We start from the raw sequence: 15,485 nt of genomic DNA on the forward strand, positions 1-15,485 counted from the left end.
GCTCAGCCGCCCGGGCCGCGCACGGAGTGGAAGATCTTGCCCGGGTTCAGGATGCCGTTGGGGTCGAGCGCTTGCTTGATCACGCGCATCAGGTCGAGTGCGTCTTCGCCATGCTCGCGCACCAGGAAATCCATCTTGTGCAGGCCCACGCCGTGCTCGCCGGTGCAGGTGCCGCCCATCGCCAGCGCGCGCTCGACGATGCGGCGGTTGATGTCCTCGGCCTCGGCCATCTCTTCCGGCTTGTCGGGATCGACCAGGATCGCTACGTGGAAATTGCCGTCGCCGACATGGCCGACGATCGGGCAGGGCAGCGTGGAGGCGATCAGGTCCTGCTCGGTCTCGGCCACGCAATCGGCCAGGCGCGAGATCGGCACGCACACGTCGGTGGTCACCGCGCGGCAGCCCGGCTTGAGCTGCAGCATGGCGAAGTAGGCGGTATGGCGCGCATTCCACAGGCGGCTGCGGTCTTCCGGCCGCGTGGCCCATTCGAAGTCCTGGCCGCCATGCTCGGCCGTGATCTGCTGCACGGTCTCGGCCTGCTCGCGCACGCCGGCCTCGGTGCCGTGGAACTCGAAGAACAGGTGCGGCATTTCGGGCAGCGTCAGGTTGTCGTGCCGGTTGATGGCGCGGATGGCCAGCGCATCGACGAACTCCACGCGCGCAATGGGCACGCCAAGCTGGATGGTCTGGATCACGGCCTGCACGGCGCTGCCCATGCTCGGGAACGCGCAGACCGCGGCGGAAATCGCCTCGGGCTGCGGGTACAGGCGTACGGTGACCTCGGTGATGATGCCCAGAGTCCCCTCGCTGCCGACGAACAGGCGCGTCAGGTCATAGCCCGCCGACGACTTGCGCGCATGTGTGCCGGTGCGGATCACGCGCCCGTCGGCGGTCACCACGGTCAGGGCCAGCACGTTCTCGCGCATGGTGCCGTAGCGCACCGCATTGGTCCCGGAGGCCCGCGTGGCGCACATGCCGCCCAGCGACGCGTCGGCGCCCGGGTCGATCGGGAAGAACAGGCCCGTGTCCTTGATCTCCTGGTTGAGCTGCTTGCGCGTAACGCCGGGCTGCACGGTCACGGTCAGGTCTTCTGGCTGGATCGCCAGCACCCGGTTCATCTGCGACAGGTCCAGGCTGATGCCGCCGGCCACGGCCAGAAGGTGCCCTTCGAGCGAGGAGCCTGCGCCGTAGGGAATCAGCGGCACGCCGTGCGCGTTGCACAGGCGCGCGACTTCGGCCACTTCCTCGGTGCTGTGGGCGAACACGACGCCGTCCGGCAGCGCCGGCGGAAACGGCGATTCGTCGCGGCCATGGTGTTCGCAGACGCCGGCGGACGTCGAGAAGCGGTCGCCGAAGCGGGCCTGCAGCGCGTCACGCAGGGCGGGCGGCAAGGGGCGGCGTGCCAGGGCGGCGTGTGGCGTGGGGTGGTTCATGCAGGTCTCCGGCGGGTCGCTGCGGCGTGCGGCCAGTCTCCGGAACCGTCGGCGGGTGTCGGCGGCGGAATGGGGCGCGACCCGATTGTTGATTGGGGAATGCCGCCATTCTACGCCGCGCGGCGCCTGATGCACCCCTTCCCCTGGATCGGGACGAGCGGACGCCCGGCGTTCGCGCGGGCGGCAAAGCACGCCATAATGCGCGCCATCCCCAAGACTTCCAGAGGAGACCGGCATGGGCCACCGCCTGTCCAAGATAGCCACCCGCACCGGCGACGCCGGCACCACCGGCCTCGGCGACGGCAGCCGCACGGGCAAGGACAGCCTGCGCATCGCCGCCATCGGCGACGTCGACGAAACCAATTCGCAGATCGGCGTGCTGCTCACCGAAACGCTGCCGGCCGACGTGCGTGACGCGCTCCTGCATATCCAGCATGACCTGTTCGACCTTGGTGGCGAACTCTCCATCCCCGGCTACACCTTGCTCAAGCCCGAGCAGGTGGCGCAGCTCGACGCCTGGCTGGCTCACTACAACGCGGGGCTGCCGCGCCTGGCCGAATTCATCCTCCCGGGCGGCAGCCGGGCCGCCGCGCAGGCCCATATCTGTCGCACCGTGTGCCGGCGCGCCGAGCGGGCGCTGGTCGCGCTGGGCGCCACGGAGGCGCTCAATGAAGCGCCACGCCAGTACCTGAACCGGCTGTCGGACCTGATGTTCGTGCTGGCCCGGGTGCTGAACCGTGTCGATGGGGGAAGCGACGTGCTGTGGCAGCGCGGACGCGATACGGCGAATTCTTCGGATAAAAGTGACTGAAGATCTGCTTTTTTGGCTTCAAAAATCGCTGCCGGTACGGATTGTTCAAGGCCGGACGCGGGCGCGCCGTTGACCGGATGGAAGTAGCCGAGAAAATTACTCGGATTTGCAGATTCCGCCCTTGAAATGGCCTTGGACGGCCACATTTCGCACTCAGGATGAATTGCAGCCGCGCGGATGGCGATGGCTCAATAGGAGAGAACAAATGGGAAAGATCATCGGTATCGACCTCGGTACCACCAATAGCTGCGTGGCGATCCTGGAAGGCAACACGCCCAAGGTCATCGAAAATTCGGAAGGCACCCGCACCACGCCCTCGATCATCGCCTACATGGAAGACGGCGAGATCCTGGTCGGTGCGCCGGCCAAGCGCCAGGCCGTGACCAATCCGCGCAACACGCTGTATGCCGTGAAGCGCCTGATCGGCCGCAAGTTCGAAGAGAAGGAAGTCCAGAAGGACATCGGCCTGATGCCGTATTCCATCGTCAAGGCCGACAACGGCGACGCATGGGTTGGCGCGCGCGACCAGAAGCTGGCCCCGCCGCAGGTGTCGGCCGAAGTGCTGCGCAAGATGAAGAAGACCGCCGAGGACTACCTGGGCGAGCCGGTGACCGAAGCCGTGATCACGGTGCCCGCGTACTTCAACGACTCGCAGCGCCAGGCCACCAAGGACGCCGGCCGCATCGCCGGCCTGGAAGTCAAGCGCATCATCAACGAGCCGACCGCGGCCGCGCTGGCCTTCGGCCTGGACAAGAACGAGAAGGGCGACCGCAAGATCGCCGTGTATGACCTCGGCGGCGGTACCTTCGACATCTCGATCATCGAGATCGCGGACGTGGACGGCGAGAAGCAGTTCGAAGTGCTGTCGACCAACGGCGATACGTTCCTGGGCGGCGAAGACTTCGACCAGCGCATCATCGACTACATCATCGCCGAGTTCAAGAAGGACCAGGGCGTCGACCTGTCGAAGGACGTGCTCGCGCTGCAGCGCCTGAAGGAAGCCGCTGAAAAGGCCAAGATCGAACTGTCGAGCTCGCAGCAGACCGAGATCAACCTGCCGTACATCACGGCCGATGCCTCGGGTCCGAAGCACCTGAACCTGAAGATGACCCGCGCCAAGCTCGAATCCCTGGTGGAGGAGCTGATCACGCGCACCATCGAGCCGTGCCGCACCGCGATCAAGGATGCGGGCGTCAAGGTCAGCGACATCGACGACGTGATCCTGGTCGGCGGCATGACCCGCATGCCGAAGGTGCAGGAACAGGTCAAGGAGTTCTTCGGCAAGGAAGCGCGCAAGGACGTGAACCCGGACGAAGCCGTGGCCGTCGGTGCCGCGATCCAGGGTTCGGTGCTGTCGGGCGACCGCAAGGACGTGCTGCTGCTGGACGTGACGCCGCTGTCGCTGGGTATCGAGACCCTGGGCGGCGTGATGACCAAGATGATCACGAAGAACACCACCATTCCGACCAAGCATGCGCAGGTGTTCTCGACCGCCGACGACAACCAGCCGGCCGTGACCATCAAGGTCTACCAGGGCGAGCGCGAAATGGCGACCGGCAACAAGCTGCTGGGCGAGTTCAACCTCGAAGGCATTCCGCCGGCACCGCGCGGCACGCCGCAGATCGAGGTGTCGTTCGACATCGACGCCAACGGCATCCTGCACGTGGGCGCCAAGGACAAGGCGTCCGGCAAGGAAAACCGGATCACCATCAAGGCGAATTCGGGCCTGTCGGAAGACGAGATCCAGCGCATGGTGAAGGACGCCGAGGCCAACGCCGAGGAAGACAAGAAGGCCCGCGAGCTGGCTGACGCCCGCAACCAGGCCGACGCGCTGATCCACTCGACCAAGAAGGCTGTCACCGAATATGGCGACAAGCTGGAAGCCGGCGAGAAGGAAAAGATCGAAGCTGCGGTCAAGGAACTGGAAGACGCCGCTCGCGGTGGCGACAAGGCCGAGATCGACGCCAAGGTTGCCGCGCTGTCGGAAGTCAGCCAGAAGCTGGGCGAGAAGGTCTACGCCGACATGCAGGCCAAGGCCGGCGAGCAGGGCGCGGCGGGTGCCGCAGGCGCCGGTGCCCAGCAGGCCCAGCCGCAGGACGATAACGTGGTCGACGCCGAGTTCAAGGAAGTCAACGACAAGAAGTAATCGGGAAGGGCGGCGGCGCGGGCATGCGCCGGCGCCGCCCCGTCCCGACGCCGGGCGACGGACATCGGACCCAGCGGGAAACCGCCGTCGGATGCCTCGCTCGGCTTTTTTGCTATTCGCCGGGAGCCGCTGCAGCGGCGGTTCCGGGCCAAAAGGTAATGAGCCACCATGGCAAAACGTGACTACTACGAAGTGCTCGGGGTAGGCAAGAACGCGAGCGACGACGAGATCAAGAAGGCTTATCGCAAGCTCGCGATGAAATACCACCCGGACCGCAATCCGGACAGCAAGGAATCCGAGGAAAAATTCAAGGAGGTCAAAGAGGCCTACGAGATGCTTTCCGATGCGGAGAAAAAGGCAGCATACGACCAGTATGGCCATGCCGGCGTGGATCCGAACATGGCCGGCGGTTTCGGCGGCGGCCAGGGCTACGGCGGCTTTGCCGAGGCCTTTGGCGATATCTTCGGCGACATCTTCGGCCAGCAGGGCGGCGGCGGGCGCCGCGGAGGCGGCGGCCCGCAGGCCTATCGCGGCGCCGACCTGCGCTACAGCATGGAAATCTCGCTGGAGCAGGCCGCGCACGGCCACGAGGCACAGATCCGCGTGCCGCACTGGGACGAGTGCGACCACTGCCACGGCAATGGCGCCGAGCCCGGTTCGAGCGTGGAAACCTGTCCGACCTGCCACGGCGCCGGCCAGGTGCGCGTATCGCAGGGCTTCTTCAGCATGCAGCAGACCTGCCCGAAGTGCCACGGCAGCGGCAAGTTCATCCCGAAGCCCTGCACCAAGTGCCACGGCCAGGGCAAGCTGAAGTCGCAGAAGACGCTGGAAGTGAAGATTCCGGCCGGCATCGACGAAGGCATGCGCATCCGCTCGTCCGGCAACGGCGAGCCGGGCATCAACGGCGGCCCGCCGGGCGACCTGTATGTGGAAGTCCACATCAAGGCGCACCCGGTGTTCGAGCGCGATGGCGACGACCTGCACTGCCAGATGCCGATTTCCTTCGCCACCGCGGCGCTGGGCGGCGACCTGGAAGTGCCGACGCTGAACGGCAAGGCCACCTTCCCGGTGCCCGAGGCGACGCAGTCCGGCAAGACCTTCCGCCTGCGCGGCAAGGGCATCAAGGGCGTGCGTTCGGGCTATCCGGGCGACCTCTACGTGCATGTGGCCGTGGAAACGCCGGTCAAGCTGACCGATGCGCAGAAGGACATGCTGCGCCAGTTCGATCGCTCGGTCCATGAAGGCGGCTCGCGCCACAGTCCGCAGGAGCAGTCCTGGCTGGACAAGGTGAAGAGCTTCTTCAGCTAAGCCAACCCCGGCAAACCGGCCACGCAAGCGCGTGGCCGGTTTGCTTTTGTGCCCGCGATGCGGGCCGGCAGCGCATAATGCAGGCGCTGCGTTTTCCCCCGCTTCCGCCGTGCCTTCCCCGCATTCCTGCCCCAATCCCGAATCTTTCGTACTGCTGGACGATGCTGGCGCGCCGCCAGGCGAAGCAGCCTCGCGCCTGTACACCGGTCTGGCCCGCGAAGACTTGCTGCCAGCCGGCAGCAATCCCGCCGAACTCGACACCCTCCTTGCCGAAGGCTGGCGCCAAGGCTGGCATGCCACGCTGTTCGCGCCTTACGAGTTCGGCGGCGCGCTGGTCGGTGCTACTGCACATACGGACAACAGGCTGCCGTTCCATGACGGCGCCGTGCGCTTGCTGTGGTTCCGCGAGATGCAGCGCCTGGACGTCGATGCCGTTCGCGCCTGGCTTCCGCCCCCCGGTGCGCAAGCGCCGGCCGGGCTCATGGACATCACCGGCGATACCCCGCGCGAAGCCTTCGACGCCGCGATCGCGCGCATCCACGCCTGGATCGAGGCTGGCGATACCTACCAGGTCAATTTCACGCAGCGGCTGGCGTTCTCCGCCTTCGGTGACCCGCGTGCGCTCTATGCCGCTTTGCGCGCCGCGCAGCCTGTGCCGTTCGGCGTGCTGGCCTGCCTGCCGGGCGATGCCTGGGTGTTGTCGCTGTCGCCAGAGTTGTTCGTCCAGCACGACGGCGAGGGCCGCCTCGTCACGCGCCCGATGAAGGGCACCGCGCCGCGTTCCGGTGATCCGGAAATGGACGCGCAAGCTTCCGCCGCACTCGCAGCCGATGCCAAGAACCGCGCCGAGAACGTGATGATCGTGGACCTGCTGCGCAATGACCTGGGCCGCATCGCGCAGCCCGGCAGCGTGACGGTGCCCGACCGCTTCGTCGTGCAGCCATTCGGTGCGGTGCTGCAGATGACATCGACCGTCACGGCGACCGCACGGCCGGATACGCGCTTTGGCGAATTGTTCGGCGCGCTGTTTCCGTGCGGGTCGATCACAGGCGCGCCCAAGCGGCGCACCATGCAGATCATTGCCGAGTTGGAATCCGCGCCGCGCGGACTTTATACGGGCGCGATCGGCTGGCTGGACGCGCCGGCCGCCGGCGATCACGACTTGTGCCGCTTCGCCATGTCGGTGGCCATCCGTACGCTGGCGCTGTCGCCACTGGCGCCTGACGGGCTGCGGACCGGCGAGATGGGCGTAGGCGGCGGCATCGTGCATGACAGCGTGGCGGCGGACGAATTTGCCGAATGCGGCTGGAAGGCGCGCTTCGTGACCCGTCATGATCCGGGCTTCACGCTGTTCGAGACCTTGCGTGTCGAGGACGGCCATTGCCTGCGCCTTGACCGGCATCTGGCGCGCCTGGCCTTATCGTCGGCGACGTTCGGGTTTGCCTTCGACCGCGCGGCAGCGAGCGCCGCTGTCGACGCCGAGGCCGCGCGTCTTGGCGCCGGCAACTGGCGCTTGCGGATGAGCGTCGACAAGGCCGGCAAGCTTGTATTCGCCAGCGGTGCACTGCAGCCGCTGGCTGCGCAGACCGCCATGCTTGATTGCGCGGTTGAACCGCTGCCGGATGCCGATCCCCTGCGCCGGCACAAGACCAGCGAGCGCGCGATCTACGACGCCGGCTGGCAGGCAGCGGAACGGGAAGGCTGCTTCGATCGGCTGTTCTTCAACACGCGCGGCGAATTGCTGGAAGGTGGCCGTAGCTCGGTGTTCGTCAAGGTCGATGGCGAATGGCTGACGCCGCCGCTAAGCGCGGACATCCTGCCTGGCGTGATGCGGGCCGTGGTGCTGGAGCAGGGCGATGCCCTGCTTGATGGCCCCGCGCGCGAGGGCACCGTGACGCGCGCGATGCTAATGCGTGCGCAGGCGATCGTTGCAGTGAATTCGCTGCGTGGAGCGATGCGGGCGACGTTGCGCTAGAAGGGGATGGCGATCGCAGTGCTACCGATGCTGCGTATCCAGAACCCCATCCCCCAGCTTCCACCGCACCACGCCGGGCAAATTGATCAGGTCGCGGTCGTGGCAGATCATCACCACGGTGCGGCCCTCGGCCGCCAGTTCGCGCACCAGCGCAATGACCTGTTCGCGGGCCTGGCCGTCCAGGCTGGAAGTGGGCTCGTCGAGCAGCATCAGTTCCGGCTCCAGCACCTTGGCGCGCGCCAGCGCGACGCGCTGGACTTCTCCGCCAGACAGGCGCTCGGGCGCGGTGTCCTGCAGGTGCGCGACGCCAGCCCACGCCAGCGCCTCGTCCACCCGCTGCGTCATCTCTTGCTGCGGCAGGCCGCGCGCGTGCAGGCCGTAGGCGATGTTCTCGCGCACGGATGTGCGGAACAGGTAAGGGTGCTGATGCAGATAGGCGATGCGCGTGCGCAGGTCGCGCGGCAGCGGATCGAGCGGTGCACTGCGTGCGGCGGCATCGCCATCGGTCCAGTGCACGGTGGCGCCGGGAGCAGGTTCAAGACCGGCGACCATGCGCAGCAGCGTGGTCTTGCCCGCGCCGTTCTGCCCCGTCAGCACGATAGCCGCGGCGCGCGGAAAGGCCAGTTCGCCGATCTCGAACAGCCGGCGCGCGCCGATGCGGCGCGACAGTCCGCGTACGGTCAGCAATGGCATGGTCGGGACATTCATCGGCGAAAGCCTCCCGCGCCTTGTAGCCAAGACAGGGCAATGTTCACGAGCAGCGCCAGCGCCACCAGCACGATGCCGAGTGCGATCCCCTGCGCGAATTCGCCTTTGCTGGTTTCCAGCGCGATCGCCGTGGTGATGGTGCGCGTCGAGCCTTCGATATTCCCGCCGATCATCAGCGCCGATCCGACTTCGGCAATGACGCGGCCGAAGCCGGCGACGATTGCCGCCATCAGCCCGAAACGCAATTCCCGGACAACCGTGACGAACGTGCGCCAGCGCCCCGCGCCCAGCACGCGCGCGGTTTCGCGCAGGCGCGGATCGGCGCCCTGCAGCGTTGACAGCGAGAACGCGAGAATCACGGGAAATCCGATCACCGCCTGCCCGAGCACCATGCCGGCCGGCGTGAACAGCAGCGCCAGGCTGCCCAGCGGGCCCTGCCGCGTCAGCAGCAGGTAGAGGATGAGTCCGACCAGCACGGTCGGAAACGAGAGGAAGGCCTGCGCCACCACGACCATCGCGCGGCGGCCCGGAAACTGATGCGTGGCGATCAGCCACGCCGCGCCCACCGCGGGGGCGGTGGCGATGGCCAGCCCCAGCACCGCCACCATCAGCGAGGTCCAGACAATGAACCAGAGCGCCGCGTCGCCGCTCGCGAGCAGGCGGAACGCGGCCAGCGTGGCGGCGCCGATCTCCACCGGTCAGGCGGAGAAGGTGTGCTCGGCTGCGGGGAAGCTGCCGTCCTTCACGGCGGCCACGTAGGCGCGGATGGCGCCTTCGATCGTGGTCTGGCCTTCCATGAAGTTGCGCACGAACTTGGCCTTGCGTCCGGGGTAGACGTTGATCATGTCCTGCAGCACCAGCACCTGTCCGGAGCACTCGGCACCGGCGCCGATGCCGATGGTCGGTACCTTGAGCTGCTGCGTGATCTCGCCGGCCAGCGTGGCGGGCACCGCCTCCATCAGCACGATCTGCGCGCCGGCCTCCTGCATCGCGAGTGCGTCGCGCTTGAGCTGGGCCGCGCCTTCGTCGGTCTTGCCCTGTACCTTGAAGCCGCCGAACGCGTGCACCGACTGCGGCGTCAGGCCGATGTGGGCGCACACCGGGATGCTGCGCTCGACCAGGAACTTGACCGTCGGGGCGAGCCAGTCGCCGCCTTCGAGCTTGACCATGTGGGCGCCCGCGCGCATCAGCGCGACCGCGCTGGCAAAGGCCATTTCCGGCGTGCCGTAGGTGCCGAAGGGCAGGTCGGTCACCAGCAGCGCGGTCTGGTTGGCGCGTGCCACGCATTCGGTGTGGTAGGCCATGTGCTCCAGCGTCACGGGCAGCGTGGTCTGCTGGCCTTGCATCACGTTGCCGAGCGAATCGCCCACGAGGATGACTTCCACGCCGCAAAAATCAAGTAGTGCGCCGAAGCTGGAGTCGTAGGCGGTCAGCATGGCAATTTTTTCACCGGCGTCGCGCATGGCCTGCAGACGGGTGATGGTGACGGTCTTGCGGGTGGGGTCGAGGAGGTAGCTCATGGCAGTGACGAGTCAGGAGAGAGGTGCTCGGCGTGTAGCGGCCGGCACGGCTGTCGTTATGGTTATGTACCGCCCCGGGCATCGCTCGGCTGCCCGGCTGCGGTCAGGGCGCAGCCAGGTTGAGAAAGGCCCTGCGGCCGCGCATGTTCTCGATGCGCGTCAGTAGTGTACGGAAATCCCCATCGTTGTCCACCGGGTTGAAATGGGCGGTATCCACGATCAGCACCGGGGCTTCGTCGTAGCGATGGAACAGTTCGCCGTAGGCGTCCGTGAGCCGTTGCAGGTATGACTCGTCGATGCCGGTGGCCTCGCCGGGCGCGCCACGGCGGGCGATGCGCTCGCGCAGCAATGTCGGCGTCGCTTGCAGCATGATGACCAGGTCGGTGCGCTGCGGCGGCAGCTGCAGCCGTGCGGCAATCGCGTCATAGAGCGCCAGTTCGTCTTCGGGCAGCGTCAGCGAAGCGTACAGGCGGTCCCGGGCGAAGAGGAAATTGGCCACCATGCGCTGCGTGGCCAGCAGGGCGTTCTGCCATTGCTGGAGCTGGTCGGCGCGCTTGTTCAGGCAGGTCAGCTGCAGCGGTAGCGCGTAGCGGGCGGGTTCGCGGTAGAAGCGTTCCAGGAAGGGGGTGGCGCGGACGCCGTCGAGGAGCTCCGTCGCGTGCAGCGTGTGCGCGAGGCGTTGGGCCAGCGCAGTCTTGCCGGAGCCGACCGGACCTTCCACCACGATGCGGCGCAGATGTTCGAGCATATCGTTGACAGCGCGGGCGTGCGGCCCCGCGGCTCAGCCGCCGGTGCCGGCGTTGCCGGCTGCCAGCGCCCGCAGGCACTTGCAGGAGGAAACCTTCTCGATGCGCTGGTCGCCGACACCGGCGAGGTAGTCGATCGCCGGGCCCATGCCGGGGATCACGAGATCGGGGGCCAGTTCGAGCAGCGGCACGAGCGTGAAGGCGCGTACGGTGACACGCGGATGCGGCACGGTGAGCTGTTCGTCGTCGTGTTGCTCGTCACCGAACACCAGCAGGTCGAGGTCCAGCGTGCGCGGCGCGTTGCGGAACGGGCGTTCGCGGCCGAACTGGTCTTCGATGTGGTGGCAGATGCGCAGCAGTTGCGCGGCGGTGAACGAGGTCTGCACCTTGACCACCGCGTTGTAGTAGTCGTCGCCACCGGCATCGACGGGCGCGGTCCGGTACAGCGAGGACCGTGCCAGCACCGTGATGCCGACCTGCTGGGCCAGGCACACGATGGCGTCCTTCAGCGCCTGGCGGGCATCGCCCAGGTTGGCGCCGATGCCGATGAAGGCGAGTTTCATTGATGTTCCTCCGGCTGGTCGCGGCCGGCATGGACTTCCTGCCCCGCTTCCGTGTCGCTCCGGGAAGAAACTTTATCCGATTTCCGCGGACTGCGCCGGCGGCGCTTCTTGCGTGCCGGGCCCTCGCCCTCGGCCGCCGTGCCACGCGGCGTGCGTGCGCCGTCGATCAGGCCTTCGCGTTCGTCGGGGTCGGCGTCCTGGAAATCTTGCCACCAGCGCGACAGTTCCTCCGGCATTTCGCCGGACTGGCAGCGCAGGTGCAGGAAGTCGAAACCGGCGCGGAAGCGCGGCGACTCCAGCAGGCGGAACGGCATGCGGCCCACGCGCTTCTCGAAACGCGGCTGCATGCCCCAGATGTCGCGCATGTCGGTGACGAAGCGGCGCTGGATTGCCAGCTGGCCGGTCTGCTTTTCCAGCACGGCGTCCATGGCCGTGTTGAGCGCCGCGATCGGGTGCTCGCCGCGTGCGCGTTCGGCATTCCAGTGCTGCAGCACGTGGTGCCACAGCAGCGCGGCGAACAGGAAGCCCGGCGACACCGGCTTGCCCGACTGCACGCGGCGGTCGGTGTTGTCCAGCGCCAGCTGCACGAAGCGCTGGCCCATGGGCTGCTCCAGCGCCACGTCCAGCAGCGGCAGCAGGCCCTGGTGCAGGCCGGCCTTGCGCAGTTCCTGCAGCGATGCCCAGGCGTGGCCGGACATCAACAGTTTGAGCATCTCGTCAAACAGGCGCGCGCTGGGCACGTTGTGGATCAGCGTGGCCAGGCCTTCGATCGGCTCGCGCGTGGCCTCGTCGATGCCGAAGCCGGTCTTGGCCGCGAATCGCACCACGCGCAGCATGCGCACGGGGTCCTCGCGGTAGCGCGTGACCGGGTCGCCGATCATGCGCAGCGTGCGCGCGCGGATGTCTTCCATGCCGTGATGGTAATCATGCACGGTCTGCGCGGCCGGATCGTAGTACATCGCGTTGATGGTGAAGTCGCGGCGTTCCGCGTCTTCAGCCTGCGAGCCCCACACGTTGTCGCGCAGCACGCGGCCCGAGGCATCGATCGCGTGGGTCTTGCTGTCGAGTTCGGAGCGCTTGAGGCGCCGGCCTTCGGGCAGCGTTTCGCTGGCCACGGCATCGACCAGCGCGCGGAACGTGGAGACTTCGATGATCTCCTGCTCGCGCCCGCCATAGAACGTCACGTGGACGATCTGAAAGCGCCGCCCGATGATGCGCGAGCGCCGGAACAGCGCCTGCACCTGCTCGGGCGTGGCGTTGGTGGCGACATCGAAATCCTTGGGCTTGATGCCCAGCAGCAGGTCGCGCACCGCGCCGCCGACGATAAACGCCTGGTAGCCTGCCTGTTGCAACGTGGAAGTGACTTTCACGGCATTTCGCGACAGCAGGGTCGGGTCAATGCGGTGCTCTTCCACGGTAACGATGCGCGGCGTGTGGGCGCGGCCGATGCGGCGCTGCTTGGGGCCAGGATTGCCCAGCAGGCGGTTGATGAGCTTCTTGATCACGTCAGAACAGATCCATGATGCGCCAGCCCGCGGCAGCGGCATGCTCGCGCAGGCGATCATCCGGGTTGGTGGCGATGGGCTCGCTGGCCTTTTCCAGCAGCGGCAGGTCGTTGGCCGAGTCGCTGTAGAAGTAGGTGGTGCCGAAATCGTTCCAGTGCGCGCCCTGGCTCTTCAGCCAGGCGTCGACGCGGGTAATCTTGCCTTCGCGGAAACTCGGCACGCCGTCGACCTCGCCGGTGAACTGGCTTTCCGGCTTGCCGTCGACCGTTGCCGGTTCGGTGGCGATCAGGTGCTTGATGCCGAACGCCGCCACGATCGGCGCCGTGACGAAGCTATTGGTGGCCGTGACCACGGCGCACAGGTCCCCGGCTTCCAGGTGCTTGTAGACCAGCGCGCGGGCCTGCGGCGTCATGACGGGGTCGATCACTTCATGCATGAAACGCTGGCGCAGGGCGTCGAGCCGGTCGCGCGAGTTGGCGGCCAGCGGCGCCAGCGCAAAGCGCAGGAAAGCCTGGATATCCAGGGTGCCGGCCTTGTAGTGGCCGTAGAACTCGTCGTTCTTGCTGCGGTAGGATTCCTCGTCCACAACGCCCTGGCGCACCAGGAAGCGGCCCCATTCGTGGTCGCTGTCAGTCGGGATCAGGGTATGGTCGAGATCAAAGAGTGCCAGATTCATGGGGCGCGATTTTACCTTAAGGGAGGAGACCGGTCGGCAACGTGACCCGCGCGACCGCTCCGGCCGGAACGAAGCAAGTGGCGATTATTCCCGGAACTCCGCGAACATTTCGCGAAGCAGGGGCAAGGTCACCGGGCGCTTGCGCTCCAGCGAGTACGTATCGAGCGCATCGAGCAGCGCCATCAGGCTGGGCATGTCGCGGTAATGGCGGGTCACCAGCCAGTGGGTGATCTCCGGGGAAAGCTGCAGTCCGCGCTCGCGTGCCGCTTGCAGCACAGCTGACATCTTGTCTTCGTCCGACAACGGCTGCACCTGGTAGACCAGGCCCCAGCCCAGCCGGGTGCGCAGGTCTTCACGCACCGGCATCGCGCGCGGCGCCAGGCCCCCGGCCACGACCAGCGCGGTACGCACGTGCGCCCGGACTTCGTTGTAGAGCGAAAACACCGCGATCTGGCGCGCTTCGTCGAGCAGGTCGACATCGTCCACCGTATAGAGCTGGCAGGCCGGATCGAACAGGAAGTCCGACAGCGGGTGGTGCGGGCTCAGGTAGCGGCAGTTGATGCCGGTTTGCGGCGTGGCTTCGCACACGGCGTGCAGCAGGTGCGTGCGGCCGCAGCCCACTTCGCCCCACAGGTAAACCAGCCGGTCCACGGCGCGCTCCTGCGCGACCGCATTGGGCAGGTCGTGCAGGCGCTGCACCGCCTCGCGGTTCGAAGCCACGACGAAATTGTCGAAGGTCGAAGGCGGGGGGCTGCCAAGCTCGAGCGAAAGTTGCTTGGGACGCGGGGACATGACGTATGGCTTGCTTGCTGGGGACAGCTCGCGCGGTGCGCTTGGAATCGGCTCAAGCCGACTATTGTCCGTCATTTTTCCCGTTGCTTCTGTTATTTCCGATAAAGGTCGCTGGCCAGGTACACGCGGCGCAGCTGCCTGGCCCCGACCAGCAATACGGCGGAAGTCGGCAGCGCCAGCAGCACGCCGAAGAAGCCGAACAGCTGGCCGAAGGCGAGCAGGGCGAAGATCACCACCAGCGGGTGCAGCCCGATGCGCTCCCCGACCAGGCGCGGCGTCAGGTAGAAGCTCTCGATGAACTGGCCGATGCCATACACGACTGCGACCGCTGCCAGCCCGTACCAGTCGCCGAACTGAAGCAGCGCGGCCAGGATCGCCAGCACCAGGCCGACGCCGAAGCCGATATAGGGAATGAAGACCGCCAGGCCCGTGAACACGCCCACGGGCACGCCGACGTCAAAGCCGGCAACAGTCAGCCCGATCGAATAGATCGAGGCCAGGATCACCATCACCAGGATCTGGCCGCGCAGGTACTGCGACAGCAGCACGTCGGTCTCGCTGGTGAGTTCGCGCACCTTGGGCACCCAGCGGCGCGGCACCAGGCCTTCGATGCGCCGCATCACCATGTGCCAGTCCATCATCAGGTAGAACATGACGATGGGAATGATGAACAGCAGGCCAGCCACTTCGATCAGGGCCGAGCCCGAGACCTTGGCATAGTTCAGGAACACCGCCAGCAGGTCTTCGGGGCTGGCCGAGAAACGGTCCGACAGCATGCTGCGCAGGCCAGGGAAATCGAAGCGCACGCGCACGCCGAAGTCGGCCAGGCGCGGCGCGACCACGGCGTTGAGCTTCTTCAGCAGCACCGGCAACTGTTCGCGGACCTGGGGGATTTCCCGCTGGAGCACGGCGATCAGCAGCAGTACCAGCACCACGCCGATCACCAGCAGCAGCAGGATCATCAGCGTCACGCCGATGGCGCGCGGTATGCGCCGGCGTTGGAGCCAATCGACGCCCGGGGTCAGGATGTACGCAAAGATGAACGCGAGCAGGAACGGCGTCAGGATCGGCGCAAGCGCGACGATGGCCGCAAACAGGCCAGCGGCGACCACAATCCACAGCAGGACGCGCTTGGTCTCTTGGTTCAGCAGGGGAGCGTTCATCGGTGGGCGCATAGGATGGAATGGCGAAACTGGTAGCCGGGCGCCTGTATCCGTTAAAATCGCGATTCTACTGGACTCGCGCCCGCCCCCTGCTGCTGCCGGGGCCGCCGGAGCGGCGAATTCACCACTTTATCTCCTC

The 15,485-nt window shown here is 66.8% G+C and carries 14 protein-coding genes; 4 read left to right on the forward strand and 10 right to left on the reverse strand.

Annotated elements, in window-relative coordinates; translation table 11 throughout:
- Window positions 1–2: 2 nt before the first annotated feature.
- Window positions 3–1,433, reverse strand: coding sequence for an FAD-binding oxidoreductase (locus tag AC3FKH_RS04290; protein ID WP_488673212.1), 1,431 nt, complete (start codon window positions 1,431–1,433; stop codon window positions 3–5).
- 235 nt (window positions 1,434–1,668) lie between these two features.
- Here AC3FKH_RS04290 and AC3FKH_RS04295 point away from each other — a divergent pair, with 235 nt between their 5' ends.
- The 4 genes from AC3FKH_RS04295 to AC3FKH_RS04310 all read left to right on the forward strand — a co-directional run bounded on the left by AC3FKH_RS04295 (window position 1,669) and on the right by AC3FKH_RS04310 (window position 7,673).
- Window positions 1,669–2,244 carry a cob(I)yrinic acid a,c-diamide adenosyltransferase gene (locus AC3FKH_RS04295; protein ID WP_483730280.1) on the forward strand — a complete coding sequence of 192 codons (576 nt, stop codon included), beginning with the start codon at window positions 1,669–1,671 and terminating at the stop codon, window positions 2,242–2,244.
- Window positions 2,245–2,449: 205 nt separating this feature from the next.
- Window positions 2,450–4,390, forward strand: coding sequence for a molecular chaperone DnaK (gene dnaK / locus AC3FKH_RS04300; RefSeq protein WP_488673214.1), 1,941 nt, complete (start codon window positions 2,450–2,452; stop codon window positions 4,388–4,390).
- A gap of 168 nt (window positions 4,391–4,558) precedes the next feature.
- Window positions 4,559–5,698 carry a molecular chaperone DnaJ gene (dnaJ, locus tag AC3FKH_RS04305; RefSeq protein WP_488673216.1) on the forward strand — a complete coding sequence of 380 codons (1,140 nt, stop codon included), beginning with the start codon at window positions 4,559–4,561 and terminating at the stop codon, window positions 5,696–5,698.
- A 109-nt stretch (window positions 5,699–5,807) separates the two neighbouring features.
- Window positions 5,808–7,673 carry a chorismate-binding protein gene (locus AC3FKH_RS04310; protein WP_488673217.1) on the forward strand — a complete coding sequence of 622 codons (1,866 nt, stop codon included), beginning with the start codon at window positions 5,808–5,810 and terminating at the stop codon, window positions 7,671–7,673.
- 21 nt (window positions 7,674–7,694) lie between these two features.
- Here the strand turns inward: AC3FKH_RS04310 and AC3FKH_RS04315 are convergent, their stop codons facing one another.
- The 9 genes from AC3FKH_RS04315 to AC3FKH_RS04355 form a co-directional block, all read right to left on the reverse strand.
- Entirely contained in the window at window positions 7,695–8,381 is a 687-nt protein-coding gene (locus AC3FKH_RS04315; protein ID WP_488673219.1) for an energy-coupling factor ABC transporter ATP-binding protein, read from the reverse strand.
- Window positions 8,378–9,076, reverse strand: coding sequence for an ABC transporter permease (locus tag AC3FKH_RS04320; protein WP_488673221.1), 699 nt, complete (start codon window positions 9,074–9,076; stop codon window positions 8,378–8,380). The genes AC3FKH_RS04315 and AC3FKH_RS04320 overlap by 4 nt, the downstream gene beginning before the upstream one ends.
- A gap of 3 nt (window positions 9,077–9,079) precedes the next feature.
- Window positions 9,080–9,901 (reverse strand): 3-methyl-2-oxobutanoate hydroxymethyltransferase, encoded by an 822-nt coding sequence (gene panB / locus AC3FKH_RS04325; RefSeq protein ID WP_488673223.1) that lies wholly within the window; start codon window positions 9,899–9,901, stop codon window positions 9,080–9,082.
- Between the two features lie 103 nt (window positions 9,902–10,004).
- A complete protein-coding gene (locus tag AC3FKH_RS04330; protein ID WP_488673225.1) occupies window positions 10,005–10,649 on the reverse strand; it encodes a deoxynucleoside kinase in 645 nt (214 codons plus the stop codon).
- A gap of 33 nt (window positions 10,650–10,682) precedes the next feature.
- A complete protein-coding gene (gene folK / locus AC3FKH_RS04335) occupies window positions 10,683–11,210 on the reverse strand; it encodes a 2-amino-4-hydroxy-6-hydroxymethyldihydropteridine diphosphokinase (protein ID WP_488673226.1) in 528 nt (175 codons plus the stop codon).
- Window positions 11,207–12,715, reverse strand: a complete 1,509-nt coding sequence (gene pcnB / locus AC3FKH_RS04340) for a polynucleotide adenylyltransferase PcnB (protein ID WP_488673228.1) — start codon at window positions 12,713–12,715, stop codon at window positions 11,207–11,209. The genes folK and pcnB overlap by 4 nt, the downstream gene beginning before the upstream one ends.
- Window position 12,716: 1 nt before the next feature.
- A complete protein-coding gene (locus tag AC3FKH_RS04345) occupies window positions 12,717–13,391 on the reverse strand; it encodes a histidinol-phosphatase (RefSeq protein WP_488673230.1) in 675 nt (224 codons plus the stop codon).
- An 84-nt stretch (window positions 13,392–13,475) separates the two neighbouring features.
- Window positions 13,476–14,183 (reverse strand): DnaA regulatory inactivator Hda, encoded by a 708-nt coding sequence (hda, locus tag AC3FKH_RS04350; RefSeq protein ID WP_488673232.1) that lies wholly within the window; start codon window positions 14,181–14,183, stop codon window positions 13,476–13,478.
- Window positions 14,184–14,275: 92 nt separating this feature from the next.
- On the reverse strand, window positions 14,276–15,346 hold the full coding sequence (locus AC3FKH_RS04355) for an AI-2E family transporter (protein WP_488673234.1): 1,071 nt from the start codon (window positions 15,344–15,346) through the stop codon (window positions 14,276–14,278).
- Window positions 15,347–15,485 lie beyond the last annotated feature (139 nt).

The organism is Cupriavidus sp. 21MJTG02-4 (assembly GCF_057798975.1).

What these genes read in the sequence shown, in the direction of transcription:
- AC3FKH_RS04315 (WP_488673219.1), bottom strand. Translation starts at nt 8,381, where the DNA reads ATGAATGTCCCGACCATGCCATTGCTGACCGTACGCGGACTGTCGCGC.
- dnaK (WP_488673214.1), top strand. Translation starts at nt 2,450, where the DNA reads ATGGGAAAGATCATCGGTATCGACCTCGGTACCACCAATAGCTGCGTG.
- AC3FKH_RS04355 (WP_488673234.1), bottom strand. Translation starts at nt 15,346, where the DNA reads ATGAACGCTCCCCTGCTGAACCAAGAGACCAAGCGCGTCCTGCTGTGG.
- AC3FKH_RS04345 (WP_488673230.1), bottom strand. Translation starts at nt 13,391, where the DNA reads ATGAATCTGGCACTCTTTGATCTCGACCATACCCTGATCCCGACTGAC.
- panB (WP_488673223.1), bottom strand. Translation starts at nt 9,901, where the DNA reads ATGAGCTACCTCCTCGACCCCACCCGCAAGACCGTCACCATCACCCGT.
- AC3FKH_RS04290 (WP_488673212.1), bottom strand. Translation starts at nt 1,433, where the DNA reads ATGAACCACCCCACGCCACACGCCGCCCTGGCACGCCGCCCCTTGCCG.
- dnaJ (WP_488673216.1), top strand. Translation starts at nt 4,559, where the DNA reads ATGGCAAAACGTGACTACTACGAAGTGCTCGGGGTAGGCAAGAACGCG.
- hda (WP_488673232.1), bottom strand. Translation starts at nt 14,183, where the DNA reads ATGTCCCCGCGTCCCAAGCAACTTTCGCTCGAGCTTGGCAGCCCCCCG.
- AC3FKH_RS04330 (WP_488673225.1), bottom strand. Translation starts at nt 10,649, where the DNA reads ATGCTCGAACATCTGCGCCGCATCGTGGTGGAAGGTCCGGTCGGCTCC.
- AC3FKH_RS04295 (WP_483730280.1), top strand. Translation starts at nt 1,669, where the DNA reads ATGGGCCACCGCCTGTCCAAGATAGCCACCCGCACCGGCGACGCCGGC.
- folK (WP_488673226.1), bottom strand. Translation starts at nt 11,210, where the DNA reads ATGAAACTCGCCTTCATCGGCATCGGCGCCAACCTGGGCGATGCCCGC.